This is a genomic window from Streptomyces mutabilis (assembly GCF_014649815.1).
GTDB lineage: Bacteria > Actinomycetota > Actinomycetes > Streptomycetales > Streptomycetaceae > Streptomyces > Streptomyces mutabilis.
Genome location: NZ_BMTT01000014.1, coordinates 26,271 through 44,824, shown reverse-complemented (window position 1 = coordinate 44,824; position 18,554 = coordinate 26,271). Strand labels below are relative to the sequence as shown.

The window sequence follows — 18,554 nt, the reverse complement described above, 5'->3', positions numbered from 1 at the left end:
GCGCGTCGCGGCGCCGCTGGGTCAGGGACGGTGTGCCGCACAGGGGCACCGTCACTGGGAGCCAGGCTCAGCGCTCGCGCCGCGACGACGGAACGTTCCCGTCGGTCGGGAGGTGTGACCCGGGTGGGGCCCGGGCGTTCAGTAGACAACGGCCTAGGTCGACCCGCAGCCGGCGGGTCCCGGGTCGGCCCGAAGGGCGCCGGGCCCCCATCCGCCGCGCAAACGGTCCCGAATCGCCAATCCCTACCCCGCTTCCGGGGAAACGACACCCCTTGCGGACGTCCTGTCACGTCACCGCAGGCCGCGGCCATTATGGTGGTCCTCTGCGTACGGACACGAAGGGGCAGCGGTGAACGACGGCGACGGGACGCCCGCAGCGGCGGGGCAGGGGAGGCGGTTCGGTCCCCTGGGCACGGCTTTGGTGATCATCCCGACCTACAACGAGGCGGAGAACATCAAGGCGATCGTCGCGCGCGTGCGCGAGGCGGTTCCCGAGGCGCACGTCCTCGTGGCCGACGACAACAGCCCCGACGGCACCGGCAAGCTCGCCGACGAGCTGGCCGCCGAGGACGACCGCGTCCAGGTCCTGCACCGCAAGGGCAAGGAAGGGCTGGGTGCCGCCTACCTCGCCGGCTTCCGCTGGGGCCTGGAGCACGGCTACGGCGTGCTGATCGAGATGGACGCCGACGGTTCCCACCAGCCCGAGGAACTGCCCCGCCTGCTGACGGCGCTCAAGGGGGCCGACCTGGTGCTCGGCTCCCGCTGGGTGCCCGGCGGCCGGGTGGTGAACTGGCCCAAGTCCCGCGAGTTCATCTCCCGCGGCGGCAGCATGTACTCGCGCCTCGCACTCGACTTGCCGCTGCGGGACATCACCGGCGGCTACCGGGCCTTCCGGCGCGAGACGCTGGAAGGGCTCGGCCTGGAGGAGGTCGCCTCCCAGGGCTACTGCTTCCAGGTCGACCTCGCCCGCCGGGCCATCAAGGCCGGTTACCACGTCGTAGAAGTGCCGATCACGTTCGTCGAGCGCGAGCACGGTGACTCCAAGATGAGCCGGGACATCCTCGTGGAGGCGCTCTGGCGGGTCACCACGTGGGGCGTGGGGGAGCGGGTCGGCAAGGTCCTGGGCCGCGACGTGCAGCCCGACCGGCCGGTGGACGCGCCTGCGGCCGGAGCGTCGGTCGTCGAGCCGGGCGACCAGTCGACACGGGCGACCGACGAGAAGGCCTGACCGGCGAGAGCGCCTGATCGGCGAAGAGCCTGACTGACAGACGGCCTGGTCGTCCCCTTATGCCGAGCTGAGCCGTGACCAGGCACACTGGGAGCATGACGACTGGCGCTCAGACCCCCAGGTCCCCCGCCCGGCCCCCGCGTTCCAAGCTGCGTACGTACCTGCCGCTGGGCCTCGCCGCGTGGCTCGTGCTGGAGATCTGGCTGCTGACCGTGGTCGCGGGCGCCTCCAGCGGGTTCGTGGTCTTCCTGGTGCTGGTGGCGGGCGTCGTCCTCGGTTCCGTAGTGATCAAGGCGGCGGGTCGCCGGGCCTTCCGCAATCTCCAGGAGACCGTGCGACAGCAGCAGTCCGGTCCCGTGCCCGGAGCCCGGCCCACCGGCAACAGCGAGGGCAACGGCCTGATGATGCTGGGCGGACTGCTTCTCATCATCCCCGGCCTGATCTCGGACGCGCTGGGCCTGCTGATGCTGCTGCCCCCGGTGCAGAAGGCCGTGAGCCGCTACGCGGAGCGGACGGTGGAGCGCAAGCTCCGCGAGGCGGGCCCGGGCACGCTGGGTGACGCCTTCCGGCAGGCCCGCATGCACCAGCCGGACGGCAAGGTCGTCCAGGGCGAGGTCATACGGGACGAGCCTGGCGACGCCTCGCAGGACCCCCGCCCGCCGTTGACGCACTGAGCGGCTCCGCGCGACGGCCGTCGCGCTGCCGCGGACACACCGAAACCGCGGGTGCCGTACGTGAGATCCACGTACGGCACCCGCGGTGTTCGATCTGTGTCGCCTACGGTTTCCCGTTACGCACCATGTCAGGCGCTCTTGCGGCTGTCTCGCGGGTGCACCGCGATGTTCATCGCGCCGGAGCGCAGAACGGCCAGCCGTTCCTCGAGGACCTCTTCGAGCTCCTCGCGGGTGCGCCGCTCCATCAGCATGTCCCAGTGCGTACGCGCGGGCTTGGCCTTCTTCTCCTCAGGGCCGTCGCCGTCCACCAGGAGTGCCTGGGCCCCGCAGACCTTGCACTCCCACTCCGGCGGGATCTCCGCCTCGACCGAGAAGGGCATCTCGAATCGATGCCCCTTCTCGCATGCGTACTCCACGGCCTGGCGCGGGGCCAGGTCGATACCGCGGTCCGTCTCGTAGCTGGTCACCACGAGGCGCGTGCCGCGAAGAGCTCGCTCACTCATGAATCGTGCCTCCCGGGCTTGTCGCCCACAGGACAGGTGTCGCTGTCGTCGTCATCCGGTCAACGTCCGGGCGGCGGTAAAGATTCCCGTCCCGACTCCCGATCCGGGCGTCTGCGTCGCCGTCGCAGTCGCAGCCTTGCAACCAGTGCAGTACCCGCCGACGTCCGGTTTGTCACCTCTGCTGGCAGATGCGACATAGCGTTTCGGCACCTTTGACGCGCAGTAACGGTACGCCTGGCAGGCCAAACGCGTACACTACAGCCCTTTCGCGCCGAGTGCTAAATCCTTGCGGGTACCGGATTGCCCGCGTCGCCGATCGCCCGCCGCACCGGCACCCGCGCGAGGAGCACGAAACCGATGACGAAGAAGGCCACCAGCGAGATGATCGCGTCGCGGTAGCTTCCGGTCAGCTGGTAGGTGAGCCCGAACAGCAGCGGCCCCAGCCAGCTCATCCCGCGGTCGCTCAGCTCGTACGCGGCGAAGTACTCGGCCTCCTTGCCGGGCGGGACCAGGTGGGAGAACAAGGAGCGGGACAGCGCCTGACTGCCGCCGAGGACCAGTCCGATGCCGGCGGCCAGTACGAAGAACCACACCGGCTCCCCGGCCGGCAGTACGTACCCGGCCGCGAGGGTGACGGTCCAGGCGACCAGCGACCCGAGGACCGTGCGCTTGGCCCCGTACGTCCGGGCGAGCCGGCCCAGCGCCAGTGCGCCCGCCACCGCGAGCACCTGGACCAGCAGTACCGCCACGATGAGCGTGGACTGACCCAGGCCCAGTTCCTCGGAGCCGTAGACGGACGCCTGGGAGATCACCGTCTGGATGCCGTCGTTGTAGACGAGGTATGCCAGCAGGAAGGCCAGCGTGAACGGGTGGCGCCGCATGTCGCGGACGGTCGCGGCGAGCTGGCGGAACCCGGGCAGTGCCGAGCCCTCCCTGGCCGGAGCGCGGCGGTCGCGCAGCCGCCGCAGCGGGATGAGCGCGAAGGCGCCCCACCACAGTCCGGCGGAGGCCAGGCAGATGCGGACCGCCGCGCTCTCGGACAGCCCGAAGGAGTCATGCGCGGTGTAGAGGATCAGGTTCGCGACCAGGGCCAACGCACCGGCCGCGTAACCGAAGGCCCAGCCGCGCGAGGAGACCGCGTCGCGTTCCTCGGGCGGGGCGATCTGGGGGAGGTAGGAGTTGTAGAGCATCATCGCCACGGACTGGGCGGCGTTGGCGACCACCAGGAGCAGACCGCCCAGGAGGTAGCGGTCGCCGTCGAGGAAGAACATGGCGGTCGTCGCCGCCGCCCCGGTGTACGCGGCTGCCGCCAGCAGCGGCTTCTTGCGGCCCGTGCGGTCGGCGGCGGCGCCCACCAGGGGCATCACCAGTACCGCCACGATCACCGACAGGGACACCGAGTAGGCGAAGAACGATCCGGCGCGCACGGGTATGCCCAGCGGGTGCACGTATCCGTCCGCGTCCGCCGCCGACTCCGCGACCGAGGTCAGATAGGGCCCCAGGAACACGGTGAGCACGCTCGTCGAGTAGACCGAGCACGCCCAGTCGTAGAAATACCAGCCGCGCTGTTCACGCCGGCGGCCGTCGGCCCCGTCGGCCGCGTCCGTCCGCAGGGTGTCGGTGCCCACCCGTGCCCCCTCGCTTCCCCGTGCACGCGCACCGCCCCCGGGGCCGCGCCGGGATCCTCAGACCCAGACGCCGCGGTCCTCCATGACCTTGCGCAGTGTGTCGATGTGATCGGTCATGATGCCATCCACTCCCAGGTCCAGGAGCCGGTGCATGCGCTCGGGATCGTTCACCGTCCAGACGTGAACCTGCAGTCCGCGCGCGTGGGCGGCGCGGACGAATCGCCGGTCCACCACCTGGATGCCCGACTGGGTCTCGGGCACCTGCGCGGCCACCGCCGAGCGGCGCAGCGCCGCCGGGACGCCCCAGGAGCGCAGCCTCAGGTTGAGGACGCCCCTGGTGCCGTACGAGGTGGCCAGGCGCGGACCGGCCAGGCGCTGGGCACGCACCACCCGCGCTTCCGAGAAGGAGCCGACGCAGATCCGGTCCCAGGAGTCCGTCCGCCCGATCAGGTCCAGCAGGGGCAGCAGCGCGGGCTCCGCCTTCACGTCGATGTTCCAGCGCACGTCGGGGAACGCCTCCAGGAGCTCCTCGAACAGCGGCACCGGCTCCTCGCCGGCCACGCGCGCGCGGCGCACCCGCTCCCACGGCAGGTCGGCGATCCGCCCGGCTCCGTCCGTCACCCGGTCCAGGGTCGCGTCGTGGAAGGCCACCAGCTTCCCGTCCCGCGTGGCGTGGACGTCGGTCTCGATGTACCGGTAACCCGCCTCGACCGCGCGCCGGAACTGCCGCAGCGTGTTCTCCAGGCCGTCCGCCGCACCGCCCCGGTGGGCGAAGGGGATCGGTCCGGGGTGGTCCAGGTAGGGATGGCGGGGGTGGCGCGTCGGGGTGGTCACCGGCGCAGTATCGAGCGCCCGGGTTGACCGGCGGCAACCACCGTGCTGCCGTCGGATGCCGCCGGGACGGCGAACACGCGCAGGAACACCTGAGCGAGCGGGCCGATCGACACGGCGTAGAGAATCGTGCCGACACCGACCGTGCCGCCCAGCGCGAAGCCCGTGACCACGACGGTGATCTCGACGGCCGTGCGCACCAGGCGCACCGACAGCCCCGTGTGCCGGTTCAGCCCGGTCATCAGTCCGTCGCGCGGACCGGGGCCGAAGCGTGCGGCGATGTACAGCCCGGTGGCCGCTCCGTTCAGGACGATGCCCGCCGCCATCGTGGCGATCCGCAGCGTCCAGCCGTCGGTGTCGGGCACGACAACCAGTGTCGCGTCCATCGCGGCGCCGATCACCAGCACGTTCGAGACCGTGCCGAGGCCCGGCCGCTGGCGCAGCGGGATCCACAGCAGCAGCACCACCGCGCCCACGATCGTCAGCACCACGCCCATCGACAGGCCCGTGCGCTCGGCGAGGCCCTGGTGCAGCACGTTCCACGGCTCCAGGCCCAGCCCGGACCTGACGAGCAGCGCGGAACTGGCGCCGTAGAGCACGAGCCCGCCGTAGAGCTGGGTCAGTCGCCTGGCGAGATGCCGCCGGCCGGGTTGCCTGGACAAGACGTGCCCCCCTGTGGTGGTAGTGGACTGCTGCATGACACCCTGTGGCTTGAGAGGAAGAGCCAACCATGGCCAATTCGGGGAAGGTGGACTGATTTCCATGGCGCAGTGGACTTCGGCCGTGGGGGCGGGTCAGCTTGCCCGGCTGCTCGGCTCCCAGCAGGACCGCCCCGCCGGGCCCGGCACCCGTCGCCCACCCGCCTACCGGGCGCTCGCCGACGGCATCCGACTGCTGGTGCTCGAGGGGCGGGTACCGGTCGCCGCCCGGCTGCCCGCCGAGCGGGAGCTGGCCCTGGCCCTGACCGTCAGCCGCACCACCGTCGCCGCCGCGTACGAGGCTCTGCGCGCCGAGGGGTTCCTGGAGTCGCGGCGCGGCGCGGGCAGCTGGACGGCCGTGCCGGCCGGGAACCCGTTGCCCGCGCGGGGGCTCGAGCCACTGCCGCCCGAGGCTCTCGGCTCGATGATCGACCTCGGCTGCGCGGCGCTCCCCGCACCCGAGCCCTGGCTCACCCGCGCGGTACAGGGGGCCCTGGAGGAACTTCCCCCCTACGCGCACACCCACGGCGACTACCCGGCCGGGCTGCCCGCCCTGCGCGCGATGATCGCGGAGCGTTACACGGCGCGCGGCATCCCGACCATGCCCGAGCAGATCATGGTGACCACGGGGGCGATGGGCGCGATCGACGCCATCTGCCACCTCTTCGGGGGGCGCGGCGAGCGCATCGCCGTGGAGTCGCCCTCGTACGCCAACATCCTCCAGCTGATGCGCGAGGCGGGGGCCCGCCTGGTTCCCGTCGCCATGGCCGAGGGGCTCACCGGCTGGGACGTGGACCGCTGGCGCCAGGTGCTGCGCGACGCGGCGCCGCGCATCGCGTACGTCGTCGCGGACTTCCACAACCCCACCGGCGCGCTCGCCGACGAGGACCAGCGCAGGCGGCTGGTGGACGCGGCCCGCTCGGCAGGGACGGTGCTCGTCGCCGACGAGACGATGAGCGAGCTGTGGCTGGACGACGAGGTCGAGATGCCGCGCCCCGTGTGCGCCTTCGATCCGGCCGGATCCACGGTCGTCACCGTCGGCTCCGCCAGCAAGGCATTCTGGGCCGGCATGCGGATCGGCTGGGTCCGCGCCGCGCCCGACGTCATCCGCAGCCTGGTCGCCGCCCGCGCGTACGCCGACCTGGGCACGCCCGTCCTGGAGCAGCTGGGCGTCAACTGGCTCTTCAGCACCGGTGGCTGGGAGCAGGCCGTCCAGGTGCGGCGCGAGCAGGCCCGGCAGAACCGGGACGAACTGGTGGCCGCCGTACGCCGCGAGCTGCCCGACTGGGACTTCGAGGTACCGCGAGGCGGACTCACCCTGTGGGTGCGGACCGGGGGCCTCTCGGGCTCCCGGCTCGCCGAGGCGGGGGAGCGGGTCGGGGTGCGCGTCCCGTCGGGGCCGCGGTTCGGGGTCGACGGGGCCTTCGAGGGCTATGTGCGGCTGCCGTTCACCGTCGGCGGCGCGGTGGCCGAGGAGGCGGCGGTACGGCTGGCCGCCGCGGCCCGGGTGGTGGTGAACGGCGGTGCGGGGGGCGGGGAGCCGCCGCGGACGTTCGTGGCGTGAGCGGGGCGGGGTGCGCGGTTACCGGGGTGGAGGGGCGACGAAGGACTCCTTTCCTTCGGTCCGCTCCGGCTCTTCTTCCGTCCCGCCTCGCTCCTCGTCCGCGTCCCTGCCGGTGCCCGAGGACGCCGGCGCTGCGGTCGGGTGGTCAGGTAGGCACTGGTGGCTCGGTCGGCCCGGCACAGCCCGGTGGTCCGGTGCGGTGGCGCGGACCGGCAGGACGCCGACCGGCAGGACGCGGACCGGTTGGGCAACGAACGACCGGTCGGTCCAGGCCGGGCCCGGACCGGACCGGACGAGGTCCTGCCTGAAGGCGCGGCCGGTCGTTCGTCAGGTGGTCTCCGCCGCGACCGCTCTGGCGGGAACCGTCTCCGGCGGAGCCGTTCCCCTCATGGTCGCTTCCTGCGGCGCCGGCCCCGCCGCGACCGGCGTCGGCTCGGCGTCCGCCCCGTGCGCCTCCGGCTCGGGCTCGGCCGGCCCGGTCTTCTTCTCGGTGGAGATCTCCGCCTCCGCCTCCGCCTCCACCGGCGCCGGGGCCCGCTCGCCGTCCGCCGGTGTCGTGCGCGGCGGGAGCAGGTCGAGCACCGCGCGGCGGTGCGCTTCGCTCGTCGCGTCGTCGTACGGGTCGGGCGTGGCCGGCACCTGGAGGCGGTGCACCGGACCCCTGCCCAGGCGGGCGTACCCCCGGCCTGGTGGGACCTGATCGACGGGCGTGGTGTGCGGGGGAGCCCCGAGCGCGGCCGTCAGCTCGTCGGTCGTGGCCGGGCCGAGGACGACACGCGCGCGCGTGTGCTGCCGTACGGCGTCGCTGAGGCCTTCCAGGGCGTCCAGCTGGTCGGCGACGACCACGGTCACGTTCGCGGCACGGCCGTGCCGCAGCGGAACCTGGAGCAGGGACTGCGGGTCCCTGCGGCCGTCTGCGGCGGCCAGATGGGAGAAGGCGCTGGGCCGGTCCAGGAAGACCCACAGGGGCCGCCTGGTGTCGTCGGGCGGGACTTCGCCCTGCTGTCGGGCACGGTTGACGGCGATCAGCCGGCGCTCCGTCTCGGCGGCGGCCCACTCCAGGCTGGTCAGCGCGCCGGTGAGGCCGCACTCGACGGCCAGCACGCCGTCCCGGCCGACCAGGCAGGCGTACTCGCCGGTGCCGCCGCCGTCGACGATCAGCAGGTCGCCGTGGTGCAGGGCCTGCAGGGCGACCGAGCGCAGCAGGGTGGACGTACCGGTGCCGGGCTGACCGAGAACCAGCAGGTGGGGCTCGGTGGAGCGGATGCCGGTGCGCCAGACCACCGGCGGCACGTCCCGCTGTTCCTCGCCGTGGGTGAGCGGGAGGGTGCGCTGGACCCGGGTCGGGTCGGTGAAGCCCAGGACGGTCTCGCCTGGCGCCGTCACGAAGCGCTGCGCGGCGATGTCGGTGGGCAGCGCCGCGAGCACGTCGACGGTCAGGTGGTTGGCCTCCTCGTTCCAGGTGAAGTGGTACTCCCGGCCCCGGCCCGCCTTGGCGGTGAGCAGGTGCTCGATGCGGGCCCGGGACTCCGCCTCCCCGTCGGTGAAGTACGCGGGGTAGCGGATCACCAGGTGGGCGAAACGCCCGCCGTCGTCGAAGTCGTACGCCGGGAAGGCCTTCTCCCAGGCGCCGCCGTGGGCGTACAGGGGGTCGGGGTCCTCGGCGAGGGAGAAGTACGGGACCAGGGCCTCGTACAGGGATCGCAGGCGCTGGGTCTGGGAGTCGTCGGGGCCCTCCGGTGCCGGCGGGGTGCGGTCCCTGCCCTGCCAGGCTGCCGCCGCCATCAAGGCGATGACGGCGAGCAGCGGGCCGTACGGCACGAGCGCCACGACCAGGACCACCGACGCCGCCAGGAAGAGCAGCGCGCCGCGCCGGTCCTTGGGGGTCTCGGTCCACCGGCGCCGCGCGGCCGCGGCCAGTCGGCGCAGACCGCGGCCGATCGTGATCAGCGGCTGGAGGACGTCGGTGGCGCTGTCGGCCGCCGTCCGGGCCAGCTCCCGGCTCCGGGCGAGCTGTGCGCCGCCGTTGCTCAGAATGCGGGGGAGGGGCCGCCGGGCCACTGCTGCCTCCTGGGAGTGCGTACGTGCGGATGTGGGGCGGGTCGCGCGGGCCGTCAGAACTTGATGCCGCCGAGGAGGCCCGCCAGGCTCTCGCCGCCCGCCTTGATGCTCGGGGCGATGGCCGTGGACGCGAGGTAGAACCCGAACAGGACTGCGACCAGCGCGTGCGAGGCCTTGAGGCCGTCCTTGCGGAAGAAGATGAAGACGACGATGCCGAGCAGGACCACGCCTGAGATCGAGAGGATCATGTGAGTTCTCCTGGTTCGCGGGGACAGTCACCATGAGTACTTCCAGGCTCACAGGATGTATCCGTACGATAAAAGGTGCAAATGGTGGAATAACGCCAAAGTTGCCCCGGGTGGGGTAGGGGGGAATGGGCCGGTTGAGCAGTGCTGTTGCGCGCGGCCGGGTCCTTGCCGATCTTTACCTCCGGCACTTCGGCTCGAGTGTCGTGCCAGCCAGTACCCTGGCGATTCACTCGCACGGCCGCACCGCTCGCGGTCGTGCGCACACGCAGTCCCCGACGTCCGCACCGTGCGACGTCCGTAGTGAGAGGCGGTCCGGCCGATGAGTGAAGCCCCCGACCCCGAGGTCGTGGAGCTGGCGACCAAGATCTTCGATCTGGCCCGGCAGGGGCGGACGGAGGAACTGGTCGCGTACGTGGACGCCGGTGTCCCCGCCAACCTCACCAACGACCGCGGCGACTCCCTCGTCATGCTGGCCGCCTATCACGGCCACGCGGACGCGGTGCGCGCCCTGCTGGCGCGTGGCGCCGAGGCGGACCGCGTCAACGACCGGGGTCAGACACCGCTCGCCGGGGCCGCCTTCAAGGGTGAGACGGAAGTGACCAAGGCGCTTCTGGAGGCCGGCGCGGACCCGTCCGCCGGGACCCCGTCGGCCGTGGACACGGCGCGCATGTTCGCCCGGACCGAGCTCCTGGAGCTGTTCGGCGCCCAGTGACCGGACGCGGGACCGGACCTGGTCCGGGCTCGCTCCGCCCATTCTGACCAGGCGAGACACACATAGCGGGGGAGGCGGTGCCGGGCCGCCGAAATTTCGGTCGCGGCAGATGTGACCGCCGGGCCATCATGACGACGTGGTTCACGGACGTGATGGCTGGGCAGGTGTTGCCGCACCGCGCGGGCCGTGACACGGCCCGCAAGGGCCACCGACGAGAGGCAGAGGAACATGGTCTTCAGCAAGCAAGAGACGGCGGGCGCTTCGACGTGTTGGCGCACGGCCAGGTAACGCGTGCTGCCCGGTTGCGTCGACGCTTGATGTGAGGCTGTTTCCCATGTTCGATCCGGTCATAGCGCCCAGCGGTACGCTGCTCGGCCTGCTTCAGCGGGGTCGCGGCGACGGCACGCTGCATGCGCTCACCGCTCCGCGCGCCGAAGCGCTCGCGGCACTGAACCACTGTGTGCTCCACGACCCCCGCCACGACTGGCACGTCGAGAACCGCTCCCTCTACTACGCCCGCCTCTACCTCGACCTGAACGGCGAGCTGGACGCGATCGAGGCCCACCTCTTCGACCCCGAGGACGTGCTGGACTCCGACGAGTCACGCACCGGGCTGGCCCTCGCGGTCCTCGGCCACCTCGCCTCCTACGGCAGGCTGGACGCGCTCCAGCTGTTGCGCAGGTACGCCGCTCACGGCGTCAACTGGGCGTGGGCCCTGGACGAGCTGGCGCTGCGCGACGACGACGCCGGCCTGCGGGCCCTCGCCGCGCCCGTCCTCGCGCGTTTCCCCCGTGATGCCGAGGGCGACGCCGAGCTGGCCGTCGCCGTCCGTGACGCCTTCGAACCCCGGCCCTGGCGCCTGTGGGCCGACGATCCGCGCGAATCGATCGCCGCGCGCGTGCGTGCCGCCCAGGAGACGGGCTGTTTCGACCGATGGCAGCGGCAGATGAGTTCCACCGGACCGCGTCCGGGCTGGAGCGTGCGAGCCGTGTTCGACTGGGCCGAGCAGGGCGTCGAGCGTGGTGCGGCGCTCCACGTGCCCGCCGCCCGCTGCCTCACGGCCGTCGCCGGTCCGGAGGACCGGCCCGAGATCATCGAGGCCGCCCGGTCCGGTGGCGAGGGCGCCCGCTGCACAGCCCTGCGCTATCTCGCCGACCGCAATGATCCGGACGCCCTCGACCTGATCGAAGGCGCCGTGGCCACCGGCACGACACCGGTCGTGGAGGGCGCGGTCGCCGCCTTCGAGCGCATGCGCAGCCTCGCCGCCGTCGACCGCGCGCGCGGCTGGGTGCACCGGCCCGACGTCCTGGGTGCCGCCGCCGGGCGCGTACTGGCCTGCCGGGGCGGGGCGCAGGACCGCGACCTCGTCCTCGCCGCCCTGCGGGAGGCGATCCGCGGTGAAGGCCCCGACGCGCCCACCCTGTGGACCCTCGTCGACGGCACCGGCCGGCTCGGCATCGCCTGCGCCGCCCCCGTACTGCGCCACATCTACCGCGAGACCGCCTCCTCCCACCTGCGCGGCCGTGCCGCCCGGGCGCTGGCCGCCACCGACCCCTCCTTCGCCGCCGGCTTCGCCATCGAATGCCTGTGGGACTGCGAGGAGACCACCCGGGAACTCGCCGCCCGTCACGCCGAGACCGGTGACAACCGCGTCGTCGAACGCCTGCGCAGGCTGGCCGCCGACCCGGCCGAGGAGGACGAGGTCCAGACGGCCGTACGCAGCCGCTTCGGCCCCGACGCGCCCGCGGTGTGAGCGGACCGGAAAAGCCGCGGGCGCCGGTTCCGGCGGCGCGGTGAGGGGACGGCCGGACCGTTGCGGGCGGGACGCCGAGGGCCCGGCCGTCGCGTCGTGCAGGTGGGTCGGTGTTAGGCCGGCCGGTGGGGGTGCGGGTGGGTGCGGGGCCGGCCCGTCAGAGGACTGGGGAAGTGGCGCGGTCCCGTCGAGTGCGCAGGCGGCGCCGGAGTGGGCCACGGCGAGGCCGGGGTCGGCGGGACGGTGGCCGCGGCCGTCCGGGCGCGGGCGGGTTCCGTACGCCACTGCCGCCGTCGGCGGGAGAGCCCCGGTGCGAGCCGGTTCCTCCCCTTCGCCGGGGGCGAGGCGGGCGAGCCGGGTGAGCGGAGGCCAACCCTCCCGTGCTGCCGGGCGGCAGCCTTCCGTATGAACGACGGATGGCCCGCGGGTACGGCGGACGTGGCCGGGGGGCGGCCCGCCCGGTGGGCAGGGCAACGCTCATGGGACGTTCCCCGCCCGGAAAGATCGACGTTGACGCGAGCACGTCCAGCCCGGCGACAACACCGGTATGCGTGTCGTCATCGTGACCGAATCCTTTCCCCCCGATGTGAACGGCGTGGCTCACTGCACGCTCCAGACCGCCCGGCACCTCGTCGACCGCGGTCACGACTGCGTGGTCGTCGCTCCGGCCACCGCCCCCGGCAACGGTGCGGACACCTCCGCACCGTGCCCGCTCGTCCGGATCCCCTCCCTCCCGCTTCCCGGCTACCCCCAGGTCCGCGTCGCCCTCCCCAGCCGGCGCGTGGCCGCGGCGATCGTCGCGCACCGTGCCGACCTCGTCCACCTGGCCAGCCCGTTCGTGCTCGGCGTACGGGGCATGGCCGCCGCCGCCCGCCTCGGCGTCCCCGCGGTGGCCGTGTACCAGACCGACCTCGCCGGCTACGCCCGCACGTACATGGGAGCGGGGGAGGCGGCGGCCTGGCGGCGCATCCGCTCGGTGCACTCCGCCGCCGACCTCACCCTCGCCCCGTCCGGCGCGGCCCTGCGCGACCTGCGGGCGCACGGCGTGCCCCGGGTCAGCCTGTGGCCGCGGGGCGTGGACACCGTCCGCTTCCGGCCCGACCGGCGCGACGAGGCGCTGCGCCGCCAACTCGCCCCGAACGGCGAGCTGATCGTCGGCTACGTCGGGCGGCTGGCCCCCGAGAAGCAGGTGGAGCTGCTGTCCGGCGTCTGTGGACTGGACGGCGTGCGCGTCGTGATCGTCGGGGACGGCCCCAGCCGCCCCGGCCTGGAGCAGGTGCTGCCGGGCGCGGTCTTCCTGGGCCGTCGCACGGGGGACGAACTCGCCCGCGTCTTCGCCTCCCTGGACGTCTTCGCGCACACCGGTCCCTTCGAGACGTTCTGCCAGACCGTGCAGGAGGCCATGGCGAGCGGCGTTCCCGTCGTCGCGCCCGCCGCCGGCGGCCCCCTGGACCTGGTCACCCACGGGCGCACCGGTCTGCTGGTGCCGCCGCGCGACGCCGCCGGTGTACGGGACGCGGTGTGGTCCCTGTCCGCCGACGCCTCGCTGCGGGCCGCGTACGGCGCCGCCGGGCGGGCGGCCGTCGAGGGACGCACCTGGGCGGCCGTGGGCGACCGGCTGATCGGGCACTACACGGACGTCCTCGCCACCCGGAAGGCGGTGCTGGCGGCATGAGCGGCGCACTGCGCATCGTCCGGCTCGCGAACTTCGTCGCACCCGCCTCCGGCGGCCTGCGCACCGCGCTGCGCGAGCTCGGCAAGGGCTACCGGGCCGCCGGACACGACCCCGTCCTCATCGTCCCCGGCGAGCACGCCGACGACCGGGAGACCGAACAGGGCCGGATCATCACCCTCCCGGCTCCGGTGCTGCCCGGCACCGGTGGCTACCGCGTGCTGACCGACAGGCGGCGCACCGCCGCGCTGCTGGAGGAACTGGCCCCCGACCGTCTCGAGGTCTCCGACCGCACCACGCTGCGCTGGACCGGAAAGTGGGCCCGGCGGGCCAGGGTCCCCGCCGTGATGGTCTCCCACGAGACCGCCGACGGGGTGCTGCGCACCTGGGGGCTGCCCGAGGGGGCGGCCCGGCGGACCGCCGACGCACTCAACCTCCGTACGGCGCACACGTACGCGCGCGTGGTGTGCACCACGGAGTTCGCCGAACGGGAGTTCGTCCGCATCGGGGCCCGCAACGTCGTACGTGCTCCCCTGGGCGTCGATCTGACGGTGCGGCACCCTGCGCTGCGTGACCGCAGGCTGCGCGCCCGGCACGCGCGCGTGGACGAGACCCTGCTGGTGATGTGCTCCCGGCTGTCCGTGGAGAAGCGGCCCGGCACGGCGCTCGACGCGGTCGCGGCGCTGCGGCGGCGGGGCGAGCGGGTGGTGCTGGTGGTGGCCGGGGACGGTCCGCTGCGCCCGCGGCTGGAACAGCGGGCGCGGGAGCGCGGGCTGCCGGTGACCTTCCTCGGCCACGTCGCCGACCGCGGGCTGCTCGGTGCCCTCCAGGCGTCCGCCGACGTGTGTCTGGCGCCCGGACCGGCCGAGACCTTCGGGCTGGCCGCACTGGAGGCGATGGCGTGCGGTACGCCCGTGGTGGCGAGCGCGTCGTCGGCGCTGCCGGAGGTCATCGGCTCCGCCGGTGCCGTCGCGGCCGACCACGGGGACGCCTTCGCCGACGCCGTGTCCCTCCTCCTCGGACACCGGGAAGCGGAGCGGCGGGAGGCGGCACGCGCGCGTGCCGAATGCTTCGGCTGGGGCGCGGCGGTCGAGGCGTTCCTGGCCGCGCACGACGCGCCGCTGCCCACGCACCCCGTGCTGCCGGAGACCGTGTCATGACAAGCGTCCGGTTCGTGGCCCTCGGCGACTCGCTGACCGAGGGTGTGGGCGATCCGGTCGGGGACGGGTGGCGCGGGTGGGCCGCGCTGCTGGCCGCCGGACTCGCCGAGGAGCCCGTGGAGTTCACCAACCTCGCCGTCAGCGGGGCGCAGACCCGTGACGTGGTCGAACGGCAGCTGCCCGGCGGCCTCGCCCTGCGGCCCGACGTCGTGTCCGTCGTCGTCGGCGTCAACGACACCCTGCGCTGCACCTTCGACGTCGGCGCGGTCGCCGCGCGGCTGGACACGGTGTACGCCGCCTTCAACGCTCAGGGCGCGCTGCTGCTCACCGCGTGCCTGCCGGACCCCGGGACGATGCTCGGGCTGCCGGGGGCGCTGGCCCGCCCGCTGGCCCGGCGGCAGCGGGCGGTCAACGCCGTGGTGCACGCTCTCTCGGACCGGTACGGGGCCGTGCACCTGCACGCGTGCGAAGGCCACTGGACCACGGACCGTGCGATGTGGAGCGCGGACCGACTGCACCCCGGTGAGGGCGGCCACCGGCAGCTGGCCCTGCGCTTCCACGCCCTGCTCGCCGAGCGCGGCGCGGCGACCGGTCCGGCGCCGTCACCGGAGAACGAGTTCCCCGCCCCCACCAGGTCGGCGAGCCTGTGGTGGCTGGCCACCGCCGGCACCGGCTGGGTGGCCCGGCGCTGCACCGACCTCCTGCCCCAACTGCTGACCCTGGCCGCCGACGAACTGCGCCACCACGCGCGCGGCACGAGCGCCCGCCTCGATCTGCGCACCTCCGCAGCGGTCTCCGCCGCCCTCGCCGCCCTGTCGGCGACAGAGCGGACGGAGGCGGCTTGACCGGCGGCCGCGCCAGTTCCACCGCGCCGGGCGTGTCGCCGTGCACGCACAGGGAACGCGCGCGGACCTCGACCCGCGTCCCCGACCGGGCGGTGACCGTACCGGAGACTGCCAGCCCCACCGAGCGCTCCACCACGGCGTCCAAGTCGGCGATCACCGCGCCCTTCCGACCGCGCGGGACGAGCGTGCCCGCGTCGGTGTACGCGCGGTCGGCGAAGGCCTCCGGGACGACGGGCAGTCCGGCCCGGCCGGCCAGCTCCAGCAGGCGCGAGCCCGGCAGTCCGAGCAGCGGCAGAGTGCCGCCCGCGAGGCGCACGCCGTCGACCACGGCCGCGGCCTGCGCCTCGTCCCCACGACCCGGTTGTACAGGGCGCCGTGCGGCTTGACGTAAGCCACGGGCGTGCCGGCGGCCGGGCGAAGACTGCCAGGGCGCCGATCTGGTAGGCCACCTCGGCCGCCAGCTCGTCGGACGGGACGTCCATGGAACGCCGTCCGAAGCCCGCCAGATCCCGGTAGGAGACCTGGGCGCCGACCGCCACGCCCCGCTCGGCCGCGAGCCCGCACACCCGCCGCATGATGACCGGGTCCCCCGCGTGGAAGCCGCACGCCACGTTGGCGCTGGTGACGACCGTGAGCAGGCCGTCGTCATCGGTGAGCCGCCAGCGGCCGAAGCCCTCGCCGAAATCGGCGTTGAGGTCGATCGAGGTCATGTCTCCAGTGTCTCCGCTCTCCGGCACCCGCCGGGGCATCCGGGCCGTCAACCCACGCGGTAGTGCTCGTCCCGCGCGTCGGTGAGGAACATCTGCCCCGGCGCGTGGGTGAGGGCGAAGGGCGGGCGCGAGGCCATGACCGCCGCCTGCGGGGTCACACCACAGGCCCAGAACACCGGGATGTCGTCCGGCTCGGCCCGCACCGCGTCGCCGAAGTCCGGCCGGTCCAGGTCCACGATGCCCAGTGCCGACGGGGCCCCGCAGTGCACCGGGCTGCCGTGGACCGCCGGGAGCAGACCGGTCTCGCGGATCGCCGCGTCCAGGTGCGCGGGCGGTACCGGGCGCATCGACACGACCATCGGCCCCCGCAACCGCCCGGCCGGACGGCACTGACGGGTGGTGACGAACATCGGCACGTTGCGGCCCTGCTCGACATGGCGGACGGGGACCCCCGCCGCGGTCAGCGCCCACTCGAAGGTGAAGCTGCAGCCGATCAGGAAGGACACCAGGTCGTCCCGCCAGTGCGCCCGTACGTCCGTCGGCTCGTCCACCAACTCGCCGTCCCGCCACACCCGGTAGCGCGGCAGATCGGAGCGCAGGTCGGCGCCGTCGGCGAGCGCGGTGGTCCACGACCCGGCGTCCGTGACGTCGAGCACGGGGCAGGGCTGCGGATTGCGGGTGCAGAAGAGCAGCATGTCGTACGCCCAGTCGGCGGGCACCGAGATCAGGTTGGCCTGGGTGTGGCCGGCCGAGACCCCGGCCGTGGGACCGGTCAGCCCCTTCCGGAAGCGGGAGCGGGCCGCTCTGGGGCTCCACGCGTGCGCGTGCTCGTCGACGAGGACGATCGGCCGGTCCACGGGGTGCGAGTGGTGGTTCACGCCAGTTCCCTTCCGCGTGTCTCCGGCAGCCCCAGCAGGGCCAGCGCCGCGATGCCGTAGCCGATGGCGCCGAAGACCAGCGCGCCGCCCACACCCCAGCTGTCGGCCAGGAAGCCGACCGTGGTCGGGAAGACGGCGCCCACGGCGCGCCCGGTGTTGTAGGTGAATCCCTGTCCCGCGCCCCGCACCGCCGTCGGGTACAGCTCGCTCAGGTACGAACCGAAGCCGCTGAAGATCGCCGACATGCAGAAACCGAGCGGGAAACCGAGCACCAGGAGCAGGGTGTCGGCGCCGCTGGGGATGTTCGCGTACCCCAGGATGCAGATCGCCGACAGCAGGGCGAAGAGCCAGATGTTGCGCCTGCGGCCCAGCCGGTCGGTGAGGTAGCCGCCGGTGAGGTAACCGATGAAGGCCCCCGAGATCAGGAACGTCAGGTAGCCGCCGGTGCCCACGACCGACAGGTCGCGCTCGTCCTTGAGGTACGTCGGCACCCAGGTGGCGAGGGTGTAGTAGCCGCCCTGGACGCCGGTGGACAGCAGACTCGCGAAGAGCGTCACGCGCAGCAGGCCCGGCGCGCCGGCGGTGCCCCGCCGGAAGATCGCCGCGAACGATCCCTTGCCCGCGCCCTTCTCGCGGACCTCGGCGGCCCTCGGCGCGTCCTGGACACTGCGCCGCACCCAGACCACGAGCAACGCGGGCAGTGCGCCCGTCCAGAACATCACGCGCCAGGCGAGGTCGTCGCCGACCAGCGAGAACACCAGCGTGTAGACGACCACCGCGAGTCCCCAGCCCACGGCCCAGGAGCTCTGGATCGCGCCGAGCGTGCGCCCCCGGTGCCTGGCGCTCGCGTACTCGGCGACCAGGATCGCGCCGACCGCCCACTCGCCGCCGAAGCCGAGGCCCTGGAGGGCGCGGAAGACCAGCAGCGTCTCGTAGTCGGGCGCGAAGCCGCAGGCCACCGTGAACACCGCGTAGGTGATCACGGTGAGCAGCAGTGCCCTGACCCGGCCGACGCGGTCCGCCAGGACGCCCGCGAGGGCGCCGCCGACGGCGGAGACGACCAGCGTGACGGTCGTGAGCAGCCCCGTCTGGCCGCTGTCCAGACCGAAGTTCGCGGACAGCGCGACCATGGTGAGCGGCAGGGTGAAGTAGTCGTAGGAGTCGAGCGCGTAGCCGCCGAAAGCACCGCCGAAGGCGCGGCGGCCCCGGGGACCGAGAGCCCGCAGCCAGCCGAACGGGCCGCCGTCCGAGGGATGTTGATCCGTAGGGGGACCGGCTTCGGCCGGCAGTGCCTGCGGGGGAGGAGGGGATGTGCTCATGGGCACCTCGCAGTGGGAGGACGGAGGGTGCTTCCTGATCTGAGCGGGTGAGTCGCTGCGGCGGCGCGGT

The 18,554-nt window shown here is 73.5% G+C and carries 16 protein-coding genes and 1 pseudogene; 8 read left to right on the top strand and 9 right to left on the bottom strand.

Features of this window, described 5'->3' with window-relative positions:
* Window positions 1-349: 349 nt before the first annotated feature.
* On the top strand, window positions 350-1,228 hold the full coding sequence (locus IE142_RS25305) for a polyprenol monophosphomannose synthase (protein WP_229830875.1): 879 nt from the start codon (window positions 350-352) through the stop codon (window positions 1,226-1,228).
* A gap of 95 nt (window positions 1,229-1,323) precedes the next feature.
* Window positions 1,324-1,902 (top strand): FxsA family membrane protein, encoded by a 579-nt coding sequence (fxsA, locus tag IE142_RS25300; protein ID WP_191887896.1) that lies wholly within the window; start codon window positions 1,324-1,326, stop codon window positions 1,900-1,902.
* A gap of 128 nt (window positions 1,903-2,030) precedes the next feature.
* Here the strand turns inward: fxsA and IE142_RS25295 are convergent, their stop codons facing one another.
* The 4 genes from IE142_RS25295 to yczE form a co-directional block, all read right to left on the bottom strand.
* The gene (locus tag IE142_RS25295; RefSeq protein WP_003977404.1) at window positions 2,031-2,405 is read right to left on the bottom strand and encodes an RNA polymerase-binding protein RbpA; all 375 of its coding nucleotides are present in this window, start codon (window positions 2,403-2,405) and stop codon (window positions 2,031-2,033) included.
* A gap of 278 nt (window positions 2,406-2,683) precedes the next feature.
* On the bottom strand, window positions 2,684-4,033 hold the full coding sequence (locus IE142_RS25290; RefSeq protein WP_191887895.1) for an MFS transporter: 1,350 nt from the start codon (window positions 4,031-4,033) through the stop codon (window positions 2,684-2,686).
* A gap of 57 nt (window positions 4,034-4,090) precedes the next feature.
* The gene (locus IE142_RS25285; RefSeq protein WP_191887894.1) at window positions 4,091-4,867 is read right to left on the bottom strand and encodes a glycerophosphodiester phosphodiesterase family protein; all 777 of its coding nucleotides are present in this window, start codon (window positions 4,865-4,867) and stop codon (window positions 4,091-4,093) included.
* A complete protein-coding gene (gene yczE / locus IE142_RS25280) occupies window positions 4,864-5,562 on the bottom strand; it encodes a membrane protein YczE (protein ID WP_191887893.1) in 699 nt (232 codons plus the stop codon). Before yczE ends, IE142_RS25285 begins: the two co-directional genes overlap by 4 nt.
* 64 nt (window positions 5,563-5,626) lie before the next feature.
* On the opposite strand from yczE, the gene IE142_RS25275 reads away from it, so the two are divergent.
* Entirely contained in the window at window positions 5,627-7,126 is a 1,500-nt protein-coding gene (locus tag IE142_RS25275; RefSeq protein WP_191887892.1) for an SCO1417 family PLP biosynthesis transcription factor, read from the top strand.
* Between the two features lie 327 nt (window positions 7,127-7,453).
* Here IE142_RS25275 and IE142_RS25270 read toward each other — a convergent pair whose 3' ends face one another.
* Both IE142_RS25270 and IE142_RS25265 read right to left on the bottom strand, forming a co-directional pair.
* A complete protein-coding gene (locus IE142_RS25270; protein WP_191887891.1) occupies window positions 7,454-9,187 on the bottom strand; it encodes a P-loop NTPase family protein in 1,734 nt (577 codons plus the stop codon).
* A 53-nt stretch (window positions 9,188-9,240) separates the two neighbouring features.
* Window positions 9,241-9,435 carry a hypothetical protein gene (locus IE142_RS25265; RefSeq protein WP_003977410.1) on the bottom strand — a complete coding sequence of 65 codons (195 nt, stop codon included), beginning with the start codon at window positions 9,433-9,435 and terminating at the stop codon, window positions 9,241-9,243.
* A gap of 319 nt (window positions 9,436-9,754) precedes the next feature.
* On the opposite strand from IE142_RS25265, the gene IE142_RS25260 reads away from it, so the two are divergent.
* The 5 genes from IE142_RS25260 to IE142_RS25240 all read left to right on the top strand — a co-directional run bounded on the left by IE142_RS25260 (window position 9,755) and on the right by IE142_RS25240 (window position 15,577).
* Complete coding sequence (locus IE142_RS25260) at window positions 9,755-10,147, top strand: ankyrin repeat domain-containing protein (protein ID WP_073730749.1); 393 nt, start codon at window positions 9,755-9,757, stop codon at window positions 10,145-10,147.
* Between the two features lie 334 nt (window positions 10,148-10,481).
* On the top strand, window positions 10,482-11,900 hold the full coding sequence (locus tag IE142_RS25255) for a HEAT repeat domain-containing protein (protein ID WP_191887890.1): 1,419 nt from the start codon (window positions 10,482-10,484) through the stop codon (window positions 11,898-11,900).
* A gap of 547 nt (window positions 11,901-12,447) precedes the next feature.
* The gene (locus IE142_RS25250) at window positions 12,448-13,575 is read left to right on the top strand and encodes a glycosyltransferase family 4 protein (RefSeq protein ID WP_191887889.1); all 1,128 of its coding nucleotides are present in this window, start codon (window positions 12,448-12,450) and stop codon (window positions 13,573-13,575) included.
* The gene (locus tag IE142_RS25245) at window positions 13,572-14,732 is read left to right on the top strand and encodes a glycosyltransferase (RefSeq protein ID WP_191887888.1); all 1,161 of its coding nucleotides are present in this window, start codon (window positions 13,572-13,574) and stop codon (window positions 14,730-14,732) included. Before IE142_RS25250 ends, IE142_RS25245 begins: the two co-directional genes overlap by 4 nt.
* Window positions 14,729-15,577, top strand: a complete 849-nt coding sequence (locus IE142_RS25240; protein ID WP_191887887.1) for an SGNH/GDSL hydrolase family protein — start codon at window positions 14,729-14,731, stop codon at window positions 15,575-15,577. The genes IE142_RS25245 and IE142_RS25240 overlap by 4 nt, the downstream gene beginning before the upstream one ends.
* Before the next feature lie 10 nt (window positions 15,578-15,587).
* On the opposite strand, the pseudogene IE142_RS25235 reads toward IE142_RS25240, so the two are convergent.
* The 3 genes and pseudogenes from IE142_RS25235 to IE142_RS25225 form a co-directional block, all read right to left on the bottom strand.
* Window positions 15,588-16,287 (bottom strand): annotated as a pseudogene (locus IE142_RS25235) (LamB/YcsF family protein); the annotation flags it as partial.
* A 47-nt stretch (window positions 16,288-16,334) separates the two neighbouring features.
* Window positions 16,335-17,165: a putative hydro-lyase gene (locus tag IE142_RS25230; protein WP_191887886.1), complete on the bottom strand. Its 831-nt coding sequence runs from the start codon at window positions 17,163-17,165 to the stop codon at window positions 16,335-16,337.
* Window positions 17,162-18,484: an MFS transporter gene (locus tag IE142_RS25225; protein WP_191887885.1), complete on the bottom strand. Its 1,323-nt coding sequence runs from the start codon at window positions 18,482-18,484 to the stop codon at window positions 17,162-17,164. The genes IE142_RS25230 and IE142_RS25225 overlap by 4 nt, the downstream gene beginning before the upstream one ends.
* Window positions 18,485-18,554: the final 70 nt, after the last annotated feature.

Coding starts and splice junctions, on each gene's coding strand:
- fxsA (WP_191887896.1), top strand. CDS start 1,324: ATGACGACTGGCGCTCAGACCCCCAGGTCCCCCGCCCGGCCCCCGCGT.
- IE142_RS25295 (WP_003977404.1), bottom strand. CDS start 2,405: ATGAGTGAGCGAGCTCTTCGCGGCACGCGCCTCGTGGTGACCAGCTAC.
- yczE (WP_191887893.1), bottom strand. CDS start 5,562: ATGCAGCAGTCCACTACCACCACAGGGGGGCACGTCTTGTCCAGGCAA.
- IE142_RS25275 (WP_191887892.1), top strand. CDS start 5,627: ATGGCGCAGTGGACTTCGGCCGTGGGGGCGGGTCAGCTTGCCCGGCTG.
- IE142_RS25265 (WP_003977410.1), bottom strand. CDS start 9,435: ATGATCCTCTCGATCTCAGGCGTGGTCCTGCTCGGCATCGTCGTCTTC.
- IE142_RS25260 (WP_073730749.1), top strand. CDS start 9,755: ATGAGTGAAGCCCCCGACCCCGAGGTCGTGGAGCTGGCGACCAAGATC.
- IE142_RS25255 (WP_191887890.1), top strand. CDS start 10,482: ATGTTCGATCCGGTCATAGCGCCCAGCGGTACGCTGCTCGGCCTGCTT.
- IE142_RS25250 (WP_191887889.1), top strand. CDS start 12,448: ATGCGTGTCGTCATCGTGACCGAATCCTTTCCCCCCGATGTGAACGGC.
- IE142_RS25245 (WP_191887888.1), top strand. CDS start 13,572: ATGAGCGGCGCACTGCGCATCGTCCGGCTCGCGAACTTCGTCGCACCC.
- IE142_RS25240 (WP_191887887.1), top strand. CDS start 14,729: ATGACAAGCGTCCGGTTCGTGGCCCTCGGCGACTCGCTGACCGAGGGT.
- IE142_RS25225 (WP_191887885.1), bottom strand. CDS start 18,484: ATGAGCACATCCCCTCCTCCCCCGCAGGCACTGCCGGCCGAAGCCGGT.